Genomic DNA, 14,403 nt, shown 5'->3' with positions numbered 1-14,403 from the left:
CATGCTACGTATCGCTAAAGAAGCTCTGACGTTTGACGACGTCCTCCTGGTTCCAGCCCACTCCACGGTTCTGCCTAACACTGCAGAGCTCGGCACTCAACTGACCAAAACCATCCGCCTGAACATCCCTATGCTGTCCGCAGCCATGGATACCGTTACCGAATCCGGCCTGGCCATCGCGCTGGCGCAGGAAGGCGGCCTGGGCTTCATCCACAAAAACATGTCCATCGAGCGCCAGGCTGAAGAAGTCAGCCGCGTGAAGAAACATGAAAGCGGCGTAGTCACCGACCCGCAGACCGTTACTCCGGCCACCACGCTGCAGGAAGTGAAAGAGCTGACCGCGCGCAACGGCTTCGCCGGTTACCCGGTCGTTACCGAAGACAACGAGCTGGTCGGCATCATCACCGGCCGCGACGTGCGTTTCGTGACCGATCTGACCCAGCCGGTCACTGCGGTGATGACGCCGAAAGATCGCCTGGTCACCGTGAAAGAAGGTGAAGCGCGCGACGTGGTGCTGCAGAAGATGCACGAAAAGCGCGTAGAGAAAGCGCTGGTGGTGGACGACAGCTTCCACCTGCTGGGCATGATCACCGTTAAAGACTTCCAAAAAGCGGAACGTAAGCCGAACGCCTGTAAAGACGAGCACGGCCGTCTGCGCGTGGGCGCGGCGGTCGGCGCCGGCGCCGGCAACGAAGAGCGCGTTGATGCGCTGGTGGCGGCGGGCGTTGACGTCCTGCTGATCGACTCCTCGCATGGCCACTCCGAAGGCGTGTTGCAGCGCATCCGCGAAACCCGCGCCAAATACCCGGATCTGCAGATCGTCGGCGGCAACGTCGCGACCGCGGCGGGCGCCAAAGCGCTGGCTGAAGCCGGCGTGAGCGCGGTGAAAGTGGGTATCGGCCCTGGCTCCATCTGTACCACCCGCATCGTGACCGGCGTAGGCGTGCCGCAGATCACCGCCATCGCCGACGCGGTGGAAGCGCTGGAAGGCACCGGTATTCCGGTTATCGCCGACGGCGGCATCCGCTTCTCCGGCGATATCGCCAAAGCGATCGCCGCGGGCGCCTCTTGCGTGATGGTCGGCTCCATGCTGGCGGGCACCGAAGAATCTCCGGGCGAAATCGAGCTGTATCAGGGCCGTTCGTTCAAATCTTACCGCGGCATGGGCTCGCTGGGCGCGATGTCCAAAGGCTCTTCCGACCGTTACTTCCAAACCGATAACGCCGCCGACAAACTGGTGCCGGAAGGTATCGAAGGCCGCGTGGCCTATAAAGGCATGCTGAAAGCCATCGTGCACCAGCAGATGGGCGGCCTGCGCTCCTGCATGGGCCTGACCGGCTGCGCCACCATCGACGATCTGCGCACCAAGGCGGAGTTCGTGCGCATCAGCGGCGCCGGCATTCAGGAAAGCCACGTGCACGACGTGACCATCACCAAAGAGTCACCGAACTACCGCATGGGCTGATGCCTTAACCTCTCCTGAGTGAGAGGCCGGGGTGGGGCGCCAAGCCCCATCCCGAAAACATACATTTTCGCTCTTTTTCTCTTGTTGCTGGAATTCGCCTCACATGACACAAAATATCCATAAGCATCGCATCCTCATACTGGACTTCGGTTCGCAATACACCCAACTGGTCGCCCGCCGCGTGCGCGAAATCGGCGTTTACTGCGAACTGTGGGCCTGGGACGTTAGCGAAGCGCAGATCCGCGAATTCAACCCAAGCGGCATCATCCTGTCCGGCGGCCCGGAAAGCACCACCGAAGCCGGCAGCCCGCGCGCCCCTGACTACGTGTTCAACGCCGGCGTGCCGGTGCTGGGCGTGTGCTACGGCATGCAGACCATGGCGATGCAGCTGGGTGGCCATGTGCAGGGCTCCAACGAACGCGAGTTCGGCTACGCGCAGGTGGAAATCGTCAACGAGAGCGCGCTGCTGCGCGACATCGAAGACGCCATCAGCCCGGCCGGCAAACCGCTGCTGGACGTGTGGATGAGCCACGGCGACAAAGTGACCGCGATCCCGTCCGACTTCGTGACCGTCGCCAGCACCGACACCTGCCCGTTCGCCATTATGGCCAACGAAGAAAAACGCTTCTACGGCGTGCAGTTCCACCCGGAAGTGACCCACACCCGTCAGGGCCAGCGCATGCTGGAGCGCTTCGTACTGGACATCTGCCAGTGTGAAGCCCTGTGGACGCCGGCCACCATTATCGAAGATGCGGTCGAGCGCATCCGCGAGCAGGTGGGTGAGGACCACGTGATCCTCGGTCTGTCCGGCGGCGTTGACTCCTCCGTGACCGCGATGCTGCTGCACCGCGCCATCGGCAAACGCCTGACCTGCGTGTTTGTCGACAACGGCCTGCTGCGCCTGAACGAAGCCAAGCAGGTGATGGAAATGTTCGGCGACCACTTCGGCCTGAACATCGTGCACGTCGAGGCGGAAAACCGCTTCCTGACGGCACTGGCGGGCGTGGACGAGCCGGAAGCCAAGCGTAAAATCATCGGCCGCGTGTTCGTTGAAGTGTTCGACGAAGAAGCCTGCAAGCAAGAGCAGGTGAAATGGCTGGCGCAGGGCACCATCTATCCGGACGTGATCGAATCCGCCGCTTCCGCCACCGGCAAAGCGCACGTGATCAAGTCGCACCACAACGTGGGCGGCCTGCCGAAAGAGATGAAGCTGGGCCTGGTTGAGCCGCTGAAAGAGCTGTTCAAAGACGAAGTGCGCAAGATCGGCCTGGAGCTGGGCCTGCCGTACGACATGCTGTACCGTCACCCGTTCCCGGGCCCGGGTCTGGGCGTGCGCGTGCTGGGCGAAGTGAAGAAAGAGTACTGCGATCTGCTGCGCCGCGCCGACGCCATCTTCATCGAAGAGCTGCACAAAGCCGACCTGTACAACAAAGTCAGCCAGGCGTTCACCGTGTTCCTGCCGGTGCGTTCGGTCGGCGTGATGGGCGACGGCCGCAAATACGACTGGGTGGTCTCCCTGCGTGCGGTAGAAACCATCGACTTCATGACCGCGCACTGGGCGCACCTGCCGTATGACTTCCTCGGCCGCGTCTCCAACCGCATCATCAACGAAGTGGACGGTATCTCCCGCGTGGTGTACGACATCAGCGGCAAGCCGCCGGCGACGATTGAGTGGGAGTGATGCTGTTTGTAAGTTATTGATTTTATATTGGTAACTTAGGGTTAATGACAATATACCCCATATCATCAACGGTATTTTTCATGGCATCCGAAAGGCATGCCATGAAAAAGTCGCCGATACTATGGCTAGCTACATGACGCTGGCATAGTATCGGGAAAGCGTTTCAGCCACCCCTGGTAAGGCATGGGGTTTGAGTATTCGTGGCATTAAGATCGCAATTCGTCTCGGGCATCATGGATGACTGCATTTATCTCTCCGACGATAATGCCTTTCAACAAGGGTAATGATGCAAAGAACAGAAAGACAATTATATTCTCGAATCATGTTGGAATGTCGTGTATCACCTTGCGTCCCATCGTCGCTTCAGAGAAATTAACCTATTGTCGCTATTTAGCGAGTTGTTCGCTTCTTCTATTTGTTTCAATATCTCTTCTGTTCCATATGGCCATGCTAACGCGTTGTCTGGTAGAACGGCATGAAGTAAAGCCAGCGCCTGTTCTGGGTACCGGTCTACTATGTTGCCTCCTGATCGACGAAGTTCTGGTAACATCAAATGGTCACTTTCGATTCTGCCCAAGAACGGCAAAACCAATGCAGCTATGGTAGGAAATTCATCGCCACTGGAGAAAGCCAATTCGCAAAAGCGAGCCGACGTGTTGGGGGTTCTGGCTGAAAGTTGGCGCGGCCAAATCTGCAGCAGTTCGGGAAGCTGTCTTTTCCATCGTTCGTGTGAGTTTTCGTTTATCTCGTCAGACCATCGTTGAGCCTGCCATAGTACTCGTGATCGAAACTCGTCATCGACTGCCAATAGTAAGCTGCGCATCTCGTCATTAGAGATACAACGCTCGCCGGTGATGTCGTCGACAGTTCTCCACCCGGCAAGGATCATACCTGCGATGATTTCACCATATGAGCGTCGCGATGGGAGAGGGTTAACGGCGAACTGCAACATGTCATTCTTCAACCGCATAAAGAGCTCTCGATTTGGAGTTCTCGCCCTCCACAAGAAGCCTGACCATGCTGCGTCGCGATCGCCACTGTCGTTACTCTGAAGCGCAGGTAATAAGTAATGCTCTGTCCATTTTGTATCGACAGCGAAAAACCAAGTGAGGTTGTGGAAAAAGATCACAATCGCATGTCTGCGCAAGTCGCCTGGAAGCGCCAATAGAGCTTCAGCGTGAACAAGCCATTCGGAAGGAATACCTTGATTGTGATTGAGATTATCCGTGCGGGGATCGTTAAAAAGCACCTGTGCGATCTTACCTGTCGGAGAATTAATTGCTTCCATAGCCCAGTCTGGTTCCTTGGAACCTCGAATAATCCCCGAACGACTTTCGTTCGGGTATTCACGGAGGACGCCAACCAGCTTACTCAAAATGCGGTCGAAAATAAGAAGGTGGTCTTTACTTAGCTTCGTACTGGCATTTTGTAGCCAATCGGTCGCGGGGTGGAGAATCGTTGCAAGCTGCACATTTGTATAACGAGATAGTCGTTGGGCAATCAACCAAACTAATCTTGCCTTGTCATTTTTCCGTGCCTCTAAAGTAAGGAACCGTTGCCATGCCCAATTTGGAAAATTCCCTCGTTTGGCGGCATAGGTCAACGCAGCAAAAGCGCGCGTAGGGCGTTGAGCGGCCAGGCCGGAAAAAGGATCGTTCTCGACAAGAAAATCGTCTGATCGACCACTACGTTCCTTCGCTCGCAGAAGTACTAGTGAAAGGGGGATTTCTGCTAGTTCCTCATGACTGGTGTTAGTCCTGACCCATCCAGTCCGACTTTCCAATGATTCAGCAGCCCTTCCGCCATAATCCTCTTTCCAGTCGGGCACAGCAGCACGGAGCAGTTTCGCTTGTTTACGGGTGCTGGCTGACAGCTTGCATTCTGAGTTTTGAAGCCACTGAATGCGATTTAGAATCGACCAGGCTCGTCTACTATCGAATGCAGCAATCTTCTCGCGCTGCCATCGCTTTGGACCTACCAACAGCTTTTGTTCGATTAACTTACGCGATGCTCTACTGAGTTTCTTCCATCGCTCTGAGATGACCAGTAATAGGTCTCGTTGATGGTAACTATCCCAGAATGTGGTATTGCTTAAAGACGATATGAATAGTCCAAATTCATTATCTGAAAAAATACTTTTCTTTCCTGATGCCCATATTCGTAGCCGAGCAAAAATAGTGTCATCTTCCGTAGGCCATGATAAAAACTCTCGTTTAGCTGCAGATTTATTAATTTGAACCAGTTGTGTGAACAGCTCAGAAAATTGTATAACTAATGCAGAAAGCCCATGCGTTCGGTGATAGTCGTCGACATCTTCAATATTATCCTTGACTAATGGGCTAATATTTCTAAGGCCGTAGCCACCAATTTCTTGTTCAAGTGCAAGAGCCAGTTCGAGATTCTGTCGTAGGGCTTTAACAATTGCTGAACACCATTCATCAGGAACAGTGATTTTTTCGTGCTTTTCAGGATATTTAACGTCCATCCACAGCAAGTGCTCTTCATCTGCCTGAGCGGTCTCTACTTCGGGCGGCTTCGATGTATTCTTGGAAGAAGGCCTTGCATAAAGGTGGGGCCGGAGCACCTCTCCAAACCGCCTAACTAAAGCGCTACTCCATCCCCCAACCTTAATGACATCTTGCAGGTTATACCACTCTTGATAAAAGTCTTCGACGTGGCTCCAGGTTTCAAAAAGCAACCGCCAAGAGTTACGAACGTTCTGACGTATTGGGTGATTGCTTCGCTCTAGCTCCCAAGAGATGAGCCGTTGAATGTTCTGATTAAGTGACGATTGATGGGATGCCCACCATACTGCAGCAGGCTGGTCGCAAACCTTTGCGAGCCATAAGCCTAATTTATCTATGCGCGGAACTATACGTGGGCAATGATTAGCCCAATGACCGCGAAACGCAGTAAGATTTTCATCGCGGATCGCTGCTTTATCAAGATGATTAAGTTCGAAAGCATCCCACGCATTAGATGGTGTTTCTCGCTTGGCATAATTATCTTCAGGATCTGGTTTAGTCGGCAGGGGGTCTGAATCAAGGCCGTATAGATCGAATGGATCAATATAGGGTTCTTTGCTACTAAGTGAGATGGAATTAACCGGCCTTGCGAATCTTCGGTATTTGTCGAACACACAAAGCCATTCAGCAGGGGGAAGAACCTCCCCCTCGCAGAACCTCTTTACACCCTCATAGGTTGAAATAACATGTGTCACCTGACCCCGCTCATGAGGCTGAAGCGCTGTCGGTCCTTTTTTAGATGTTTCGATAACTTTTGTGAACCAGGCATCAGGATTACGGGCTCGCTCTGCCCAAGCATCAAGAGATTGCCATAAGGCAGCATGTGCATCATCTGGACTATATGGAATGGCCTCAACACCTTTGTGCCGCCATCGTGCGATGGCATCGTCATGGTCGCCAGATTGGAAAGCATAAGCTTTTTCGCGATTCCCTGAGGTTTTACGCAAAGCTTCAAGCAGGTATTGAACTGGAGGATCGTCGGCCGTATACCCAACAAATACAACAATATATTTTCCAAGTATTTCACGAATGAAGGTTGTTGCCCATCCGTCCGATAGATATGCACGACCAAATTCTGAACTTGAGAGAACAAAGCCATCATTCTCAGCAGCTGTATACGTTGGCGTTGAACGGCCATGGAGATAAACTATTCCGTTGATCTCATTTGGAAGTGAAGGGTTCGGTAACCTCGGTGGTTGCCATACACGAAGATTTCGCCCGCAGTCATCAAACAATCTGTCGAAGTTCGTCGTGACTAATTGAACAGTGCCTTTTGGCGTCGTTGCTAAGTCTAGCAAAATCCTGTGCGCAGTCAGATCGCAATCCGCAGGAGGTTTTAGTGCAGATGCTACCGCCTCCTCGATATCGCGTGAGTCAAAGTCTCTCTCTAGAAGCCCGAAAACACGGTCAGCAGATATGACGCCGGGTATGCCAACACGCTGGTCAATCTCTCTAGCTTCTTGTATTAGTCTATAGGCAGGACTATTTGTGTCGACACCAAGCCTAGCAACTACTTGACTTGCTAAGCCAAAGAAATCTGGTAATTGAGCACGCGCTCGGGATACGCCTGCCCCGCAAAAGAAAATCACTCGGCCCTGATCTCTGGCAAGAAGGAGATCATCAGGGATTGATGGTCCGTCGGCTAAAAATCGCAAATCCTTTCCTCCGCACTCTACGTTTATGTTTAGGCTACCAAAACCAGCCTCTTAGTGGTTAAAGTTTTGATTAGAACCTACGTTCTGCCGTCACGCTACGGCTCCGATTTACCAATGAGCGCGGCTACGATCAACCAAGTACTGACTCTCACCTATCACCTTGCCCAAAAGGAAGGGGGGCCACTAGGAAAGTTCGATCCCCACGACCTACGACGCACGGCAAGTACGCTGTTGCATGAGGTGGGCTATAACTCTGACTGGATCGAAAAGTGTTTAGCTCACGAACAGAAAGGGGGGCGTGCGGTATAGAACAAGGCTGAGTACCGGGATCAGCGTCGTGCGGTGTTGCAGGATTGGGCCGATATGATTGATGAATGGACGCTTAAGAAACCTCGGCAAACACTAGACTACGAAACGCCTGTGGAGCGATTTCTGTTGCGTCGACCGGTTGAGTCCACAACCCAAAGCTGCCCTTAACAACGGAGGGCAGCCACCTAAAAAATCCAATCAATTGAAATATAAATATTTTTATACTAGTCTGCAAGACCTAGTTTGCGACTAAACCAGTAGTATTTAGTGTAATCAAACTCAGCACCAAACAATTCATCTATGCGCGCTTTGATGATAACGTAATCGTGGCGAGCCTTGTTCCTATCGTGGCACTGACTATTATTTTCAATTTTTTCCGCGAGGTACTTAATTGCCGCCTTGTTAAAGAATTTAATATACTGAGGTATTGCCACTTGAAAGCGGGAGTCAGCTTGAGCGTAGCTTCCACTTACGCCATAATAAGTGGCGGCTATATTGCAAAATTTTTCTTGCCACTCTTCAGTATCAGAAATCTGAAAAATGTAGTCGAATTGAGATGGGCTAATGACCGGCGAATCATTTTTGATCCAGTCCTCTAAGTCATCACCATGCTTCATGACGCTTTCTTTAATAAACCACCCTATAACTTTCCCTACATCATCCTCAGAAATACAATGCTCTACCTTCAGGCGAGCTGCCTCACTTAAGACGGGAAATAGTTCTGGGTTATTAGAGATAAAGAATGTCAAATATTGCAGTGGGAGTTCTGAGCTGGCGACATTGCTATAATAATCAGCATCACCTTTTACCGTATCGGCAAGAGCGGCTTTATTACGAGCTGCCACTACCTCTAGAACGTACAGGTTGATTAACCGGTTCTTAATGCAATTCTCATCCTCAAGCCTGAATACAAATTTCCACAGCTGACGAAAAATACTCAATTCAACTGATGGAGTTGCTCGTTCAAGGTAACGACTGACAATGTACTTCTTTACCTTCGCCCTGTCACTCAACATTTCACTAGACTCAGCAACATCCATGAGGAGTTCCTTGATAATATGCTGAGTGTAAAATGGAGGCTTTGTTAATACATCAGTCAAGGTATTACGAAGTAGAGACCTAACGGTTTCCTTGTTAGGCGAATGCAGGTCCCGTTCTCTATTAAGAACAGGATGAGCAGAGAGGTGCCTTTGCTTTTGAAGGTACCTTAAATTTTCATACTCAGAACTGTCCAGAAGGTGTGTTTTATCATACACATCATCAATCAGTTTAACTTCCCACGCCGCAGACTTTTGGTCTTCTTGCTGGATTTTACTCATCTCTGTCAATATTAATTTAGCCGAAGCATCATCATATAAATCAATCAGACTCTGCAGCTTGTACACAAGATCACATACAGCCACTGACCAGAGCATAACAACTGCCGACCTGTGGTTTCCATTATGATATGAAGACAAGACCTCTTTGAAGTAATTTTTGGTCTTACCATAATGAATACGATCCGACATCTTCTCTAACGCAAATTCATCCATAAGACATCCAATTAGCTAAAGGAAATACACGCTCTGAAAGCTAACAATTGCGATTTTATGATCTAACCAAAGCTATCGTCAGCGGTGACGTATCTTCGAAACTCATTTTTTGTAAGTATACCTAAGATCCAACTCCCTGGACAAGTTGCCACCGGTCACGGGCTACTCATTGTCAAATGTCCAGGACTCGTACAAAATCGGCCGTCTATGCAATTACGCTGCTTGACGCACTCACGCTGTCGGAAGTCGAAAGCAATCAGGGATTGAGCGGAGAGCTTTGGATACTGCTTGGTACTCGAGCTCCAGTCGGCGAGCAATTTCTGGCTGATTGAAGCCGAATTTTTGCAGTACGAGGATTATCGAATTCGGCAAGCTCGTGCACTTGTAAGTAGCCGAATGGTGAACGGTATGACGGAGATGCTATGACGGTTTTGCCAACACAAATCTTTCTGCCTGACGAGCTTGGGGCGTCTTTAAGGCCGCTGGTGCGGGATGACGTTGATGCCTGGTCGGCGTATTTGAGCCAGCCTGGCGTCACGGAACATACCTGCTGGGGCGACGTCGGGCCGGCGAATCTGGCGCAGCTTGTTTCAGATTATGCCGCAGGCTGGGACGCGCTTCGTTGGGCCATTGTGGATTCGAATGACAGCTTGCTTGGCACCGTGGGGTTGAACGAGATATCCCGCGAGCATGGCCGGGCGGAAATTGCTTACGATCTTGACCTGCGCCACTGCGGCAGGGGGCTGGCGACGGCAGCGGCAAGGGCCGTCATACACTGGGCGCAGACTGCGCTGGGCCTGCAACGCGTTCAGGCTACGGTTCTTGATAGCAATCTCCTGTCGATTGCCGTCCTGGAGCGTGTGGGCATGCAGCGGGAAGGCTTAATGCGGCAATACCGCCGGGTGCGTGGTCAGGCCCGCGATTACTGGATGCAAGCGGCCATTTTGCGCGCAGAGCATTGAGGCGCGAGCCTCAATTGTTTTGCTCGTCGTATCTTTGCTGGCACTCCTGAATCGCCTCGATATTCCCTAACGTCCAGTCGAACAGTATCGAGAACGGTCCCTGCAGGGATTTGCCAAGCGGCGTCAGCGAATACTCGACGCCAAGCACCCGCCCGTCCAACACTTTGCGATGCACCATGCCGTTGCGTTCCAGTTTGCGCAGGGTCTGGGTCAGCACGCGTTGCGTAACGCCATCCAGACGGCGCTTGATGGCGTTGAAACGCTGCGGCTCGCGCAGCACTTCCAGCACCATCATGGACCATTTATCGGCAATCTGATCGAGCACGATGCGGCTTGGGCAGTCGGCGCGGTAAACAAGGTCGGTCGTATCCATCGGTATCCTCCTGCATCCCTGGGATGCTTAAGGTGCGTAATTGACGCCAAGTATGCAAAGTATACCATTCGAAACACGGCGCGAATAACCCGCACTTGTACCCCAGATAAAAGGATATCGAGATGACAGATACAGATTTCAGCAAACTCAGGCTGTCTCATGCGTACGGCGTGATGACGATCGCTATCGATAACCCACCGGTAAACGTACTTGATGTGGCGCTGATGTCGGAAATCAGCCGTTTATTGCTCGCGGTGCGTGACGATCCGGATACGCGGGTGTTGGTGTTCCAGAGCGCAAACCCAGAATTCTTTATTGCTCATGTCGACATGACCTTGATCGATGAGCCGCACGCTTTCGACGAACTGGCGAGCAACGCGCCGGAGGGGCTTAATCCGTTCCAGGCGTTTGGCGAACTGCTGCGCAGCCAGCCGCAGGTCACTCTCGTTAAGCTGGCCGGGCTGGCGCGCGGCGGTGGCGCCGAGTTTGTGGCGGCGGCCGATATGGCTTTCGCTGCACGGGAAGCGGCGGGGCTGGCCCAGTGCGAGGCTTTGATGGGCATTACGCCCGGCGGCGGCGCGACGCAGTATCTGACGAGCCGAATGACGCGCGGCCGCGCTCTGGAAGTGATCCTGGGCGCCGATCTCATCGATGCCGCTACCGCAGAGCGTTATGGCTGGATTAACCGCGCCTTGCCTGCTGCCGAGCTTGATGATTTCGTCGATCGGTTAGCGCGCAATATCGCGGCATTGCCTGCGGGGGTGATTGCGGCGGCCAAGCAGGCGATGCCTGCACCGGATCTGCAGGCCGGTTTTTATCGCGAGCACGACGCCTGGGCGGGATTGTTCGCACGCCCGGCCGCGGAGCAGTTGATTCGCGGCGGGCTGAAGGCCGGTGCGCAAACCCCGGAGGGGGAGCGCAACCTTGAAGGCCTGCTGCGGCATCTTGCCTGCTAAGAGGCCACATCGCGCTAGCCCGCCCCCCACTGGGTCAGCAGCGCATGCAGCCTGGCCGGTTCCAGCGGCTTGCGCAGCACCAGATAGCCTTCCTGCTCGGCCTCTTGCAATATTTGCGAATTGAACTCGCCGCTGACCATCGCGCCGCTCACGTCCGGCAGGCGTTCGAACAGCGCTTTCAGGATGTCGAAACCGCTCTCGCCGGAACGCAGGCGCTGGTCGCACAGCACGGCGAACGGCGTAAAACCGTCGTCGACGATGGCGAAGGCCTCCTCGGCGGAGGCTGCGCAGCGCACGGTGATGCCCCAGGTGCTCATCAGGCTCTCCCAGGCGGAGGTCACCAAGGGATCATCGTCCACCACCAGGCAGGCGCCGCGCAGTGGCGCATAGCGGGTAGGCGTGGCGGTGTTGTCGTAGGCGGCCGCGGTTTCCGGCGCTTTGTCTTCGCCGATGTATTGCGTGAAGCGCATCCAGAAACGCGATCCTTTGCCTTCGACGGAGTGCATGCCGTACTTCACCTTCATCAGCTTGGCGCAGCGCGCCACCACCGCCAGCCCCAGCCCGTGGCCGGCGCTGTCGATTTTCCACGCCAGCTCGGGGCGGTAGTAAGGGGAGAAGATTTTGCTTTTCTCTTCGTCGGCGATGCCCACGCCGGTGTCCCACACTTCCACCAGGCACTCGGCGCCGCGCGGGCGGATGGCGATCAGCACGCCGCCCCGTTGCGTGTAGCGCAGGGCGTTCTGGATCAGGTTGATCAGCGATTGCCGCACCAGCAGCGGATCGCCCATCACGCTGATACGCCGTCTGGGGCGCCAGGTGCGCAGCGTCAGGGCGCGGCTGTTGGCCTCTTCGCGGAACAGGGTGACTACCGAGTCGAGCAGGGCGCCGATATCCACATGGGTGGCGGCGGTGCGCACGTTGCCGGATTCGATTTTGCTGAGATCGAGCAGCGAATTGAACATCAAATGCACCGAACGCACGCTCTGCTGCAGATCCAGCAGCTGTGGCGTCAGGCTGTCGTCGCGGTTTTTGTGGATGATGGCCTCGATCAGAAAGCCCATGGCGTGCACCGGCTGGCGCAGATCGTGGCTGGCGGTGGTCAGGAACTGGTTCTTGTCCAACAGCGCCTGTTCCGCCTCTTCTTTAGCCTGGCGGAACTGCTCCGCCAGGCGCGAGCTTTGCTCTTCGAGCAGCGCCTGCTGAATAAAGAACGCATGCGAGGTTAATGCGTGGCGGTAAATGGCGAAGCCGTACAACAAGTTCAGCATCAGCACGATGAACATCACGTCTTCCAGCCGCCAGATGATGCCGAGGTTCAGCAGCCCCCAGGAGGCGAAGAAAAAGCGGGTAAAGGTGCTGATGACGGGCGTCAGGTGCGTTGCGTTGGCGGCGACGATCGCGGCGATGCTGATATTGAGCAGCAGGAAAAAGTCAAAGTTATGGGTCTGCGGCGTAATTAAATAGAGTGATGAGATCCCCAACCCGTGAATAAAGGCCACCTTATTAATACGCGGCAGCCAGCGGCGCAGCACGGCGTCTTCATCATTTTCTTTGGCTTCGCGCTGGTAGCGCCGATGCCCTATTCGGATCGCCACGGCGCATAGCAGGTAAACGATGATCCAGGCAATGGTTGGGCCGAGCTTGTCGCCCAGCAAATAAATCCAGATGGCGAAAGGAATGCCGACAAAAGGCACGGCGGTGAAGCTGAACACCAGCCGCATGAAGGTGTTGTCCAGCAGGCGGATCTGCGCGCTCGGGGAGATGCCATCATTTTGTAAATGCTGGAAAAACCTCATGACGACGGATCCCGTTTGCCGTGCAACAGCGTGATGGCTTCCACCCGGCTGTTGACGCCTATCTTTTTCAATATATTGCTGATATGTTCTTTGACGGTGGGTTCGGAAATAGACAGTTGCGTCGCAATTCTTTTATTTGGCAGGCCGCGCAGCATCATAGTTAATACGTCGATTTGCCTCGGCGTTAAATTGAATTTATTTAAGTGTTCATGGTGGCTTTTAACGGTGGCTTCATTACCGTCAGGGAACCATTCCTGATTGTTATTCAGCGCAAAAACCGCCCTGGCGAATAATTCTGGCGGTTCATTTTTTAACACGAACCCATGCCCGCCGGCATTGTGCACTTTCTGCCAGATATCGTTATTCTCGTCGCCGCTGACCACCAAAATCCGCACCTGCGGATAACGTTGTTTTACTTCTTTGAGTAATTTCAACGCCGTACCGGAAGAGAGCCAAAAATCAATCACCAGTAAACGCGGTGGGCCATTTTCCCTAATATGGCGGTAGCAACTCTCTTCATTGGTCACCACATGCGCCTGTTTGAATCGGCAATGCGTGCTGAGAAAATTGGCGATGCCGCTTGCTACCAATGGATGGTCATCAACGACCAACGCATAATCCTGCCCCAAAGGATTCTCCTTTCGCCTTCAAATATCAGATAGGTCTGATGAATTATTATCAACCCTCCCTACTTTAGGAGGGTTTTTTCGTTTAGGAAAGGGAAATATATTATTCGAGGATTTGGATAAGAGAAAACATAAAGCCAATCGGTAATTTTAACTGATTGGTTATAAAGGATAATTTATGAAGAAACCACTTATCGCTTTAACCGTTACGTTGATGCTAGCCGGTTGTTCCACCCTGAAAACCGATCAGGCCATTCCATTGCTGCAGGCGGAAACCGCCAAAATGCTGGGGCTGGGATCGTCGGACGAAATTACCGTGACCAACGTCAATGGCGCGCAGCCGGATGCGCTGGGCGGCCAAAAACTTTCTTATCGCGCCACCACGGAAAAAGGCCGCATTTTCGATTGCTCGTCGCTGATGATGCCGGGAATTTTAGGTTCATCGCCGTCGCTGAGCGCGCCGACCTGTACGCCGGTGGTCACGCATAAATAATTCGTTTTGGGGGGCGGTATTACCGCTTCC

10 protein-coding genes and 1 pseudogene are annotated in these 14,403 nt (G+C 53.5%); 6 read left to right on the top strand and 5 right to left on the bottom strand.

Features of this window, described 5'->3' with window-relative positions; translation table 11 throughout:
* Position 1: 1 nt before the first annotated feature.
* Together guaB and guaA are read left to right on the top strand one after the other, a co-directional pair.
* A complete protein-coding gene (guaB, locus tag IT763_RS17580) occupies positions 2 to 1,465 on the top strand; it encodes an IMP dehydrogenase (protein WP_004941460.1) in 1,464 nt (487 codons plus the stop codon).
* Between the two features lie 103 nt (positions 1,466 to 1,568).
* Positions 1,569 to 3,146 carry a glutamine-hydrolyzing GMP synthase gene (gene guaA, locus IT763_RS17575; RefSeq protein WP_015378768.1) on the top strand — a complete coding sequence of 526 codons (1,578 nt, stop codon included), beginning with the start codon at positions 1,569 to 1,571 and terminating at the stop codon, positions 3,144 to 3,146.
* 340 nt (positions 3,147 to 3,486) lie between these two features.
* On the opposite strand, the gene IT763_RS17570 is transcribed toward guaA, so the two are convergent.
* Entirely contained in the window at positions 3,487 to 7,326 is a 3,840-nt protein-coding gene (locus IT763_RS17570; protein WP_206194890.1) for an SIR2 family protein, read from the bottom strand.
* A 78-nt stretch (positions 7,327 to 7,404) separates the two neighbouring features.
* Between IT763_RS17570 and IT763_RS17565 the strand changes: the two are divergent.
* Positions 7,405 to 7,713: pseudogene (locus tag IT763_RS17565) on the top strand (tyrosine-type recombinase/integrase); the annotation flags it as partial.
* 146 nt (positions 7,714 to 7,859) lie between these two features.
* Here IT763_RS17565 and IT763_RS17560 read toward each other — a convergent pair.
* Positions 7,860 to 9,167, bottom strand: coding sequence for a hypothetical protein (locus IT763_RS17560; RefSeq protein WP_197836259.1), 1,308 nt, complete (start codon positions 9,165 to 9,167; stop codon positions 7,860 to 7,862).
* A gap of 422 nt (positions 9,168 to 9,589) precedes the next feature.
* Here IT763_RS17560 and IT763_RS17555 point away from each other — a divergent pair, with 422 nt between their 5' ends.
* Complete coding sequence (locus IT763_RS17555; protein ID WP_206194889.1) at positions 9,590 to 10,129, top strand: GNAT family N-acetyltransferase; 540 nt, start codon at positions 9,590 to 9,592, stop codon at positions 10,127 to 10,129.
* A gap of 10 nt (positions 10,130 to 10,139) precedes the next feature.
* On the opposite strand, the gene IT763_RS17550 is transcribed toward IT763_RS17555, so the two are convergent.
* Complete coding sequence (locus IT763_RS17550; protein WP_206194888.1) at positions 10,140 to 10,502, bottom strand: helix-turn-helix domain-containing protein; 363 nt, start codon at positions 10,500 to 10,502, stop codon at positions 10,140 to 10,142.
* Between the two features lie 122 nt (positions 10,503 to 10,624).
* Between IT763_RS17550 and IT763_RS17545 the strand changes: the two genes are divergently transcribed.
* Positions 10,625 to 11,458: an enoyl-CoA hydratase/isomerase family protein gene (locus tag IT763_RS17545; RefSeq protein ID WP_049299972.1), complete on the top strand. Its 834-nt coding sequence runs from the start codon at positions 10,625 to 10,627 to the stop codon at positions 11,456 to 11,458.
* A gap of 14 nt (positions 11,459 to 11,472) precedes the next feature.
* Here the strand turns inward: IT763_RS17545 and IT763_RS17540 are convergent, their stop codons facing one another.
* Together IT763_RS17540 and IT763_RS17535 are read right to left on the bottom strand one after the other, a co-directional pair.
* Complete coding sequence (locus IT763_RS17540; RefSeq protein WP_049299971.1) at positions 11,473 to 13,254, bottom strand: hybrid sensor histidine kinase/response regulator; 1,782 nt, start codon at positions 13,252 to 13,254, stop codon at positions 11,473 to 11,475.
* Positions 13,251 to 13,883 carry a response regulator transcription factor gene (locus IT763_RS17535; RefSeq protein ID WP_206194887.1) on the bottom strand — a complete coding sequence of 211 codons (633 nt, stop codon included), beginning with the start codon at positions 13,881 to 13,883 and terminating at the stop codon, positions 13,251 to 13,253. The genes IT763_RS17540 and IT763_RS17535 overlap by 4 nt, the downstream gene beginning before the upstream one ends.
* A gap of 175 nt (positions 13,884 to 14,058) precedes the next feature.
* On the opposite strand from IT763_RS17535, the gene IT763_RS17530 reads away from it, so the two are divergent.
* Positions 14,059 to 14,373 (top strand): lipoprotein, encoded by a 315-nt coding sequence (locus IT763_RS17530; RefSeq protein WP_206194886.1) that lies wholly within the window; start codon positions 14,059 to 14,061, stop codon positions 14,371 to 14,373.
* The last annotated feature ends 30 nt before the right edge of the window (positions 14,374 to 14,403 follow it).

Source organism: Serratia sp. CMO1, from assembly GCF_015689115.1.
GTDB lineage: Bacteria > Pseudomonadota > Gammaproteobacteria > Enterobacterales > Enterobacteriaceae > Serratia > Serratia marcescens.
This window is presented reverse-complemented; position numbering and strand designations above follow the sequence as displayed.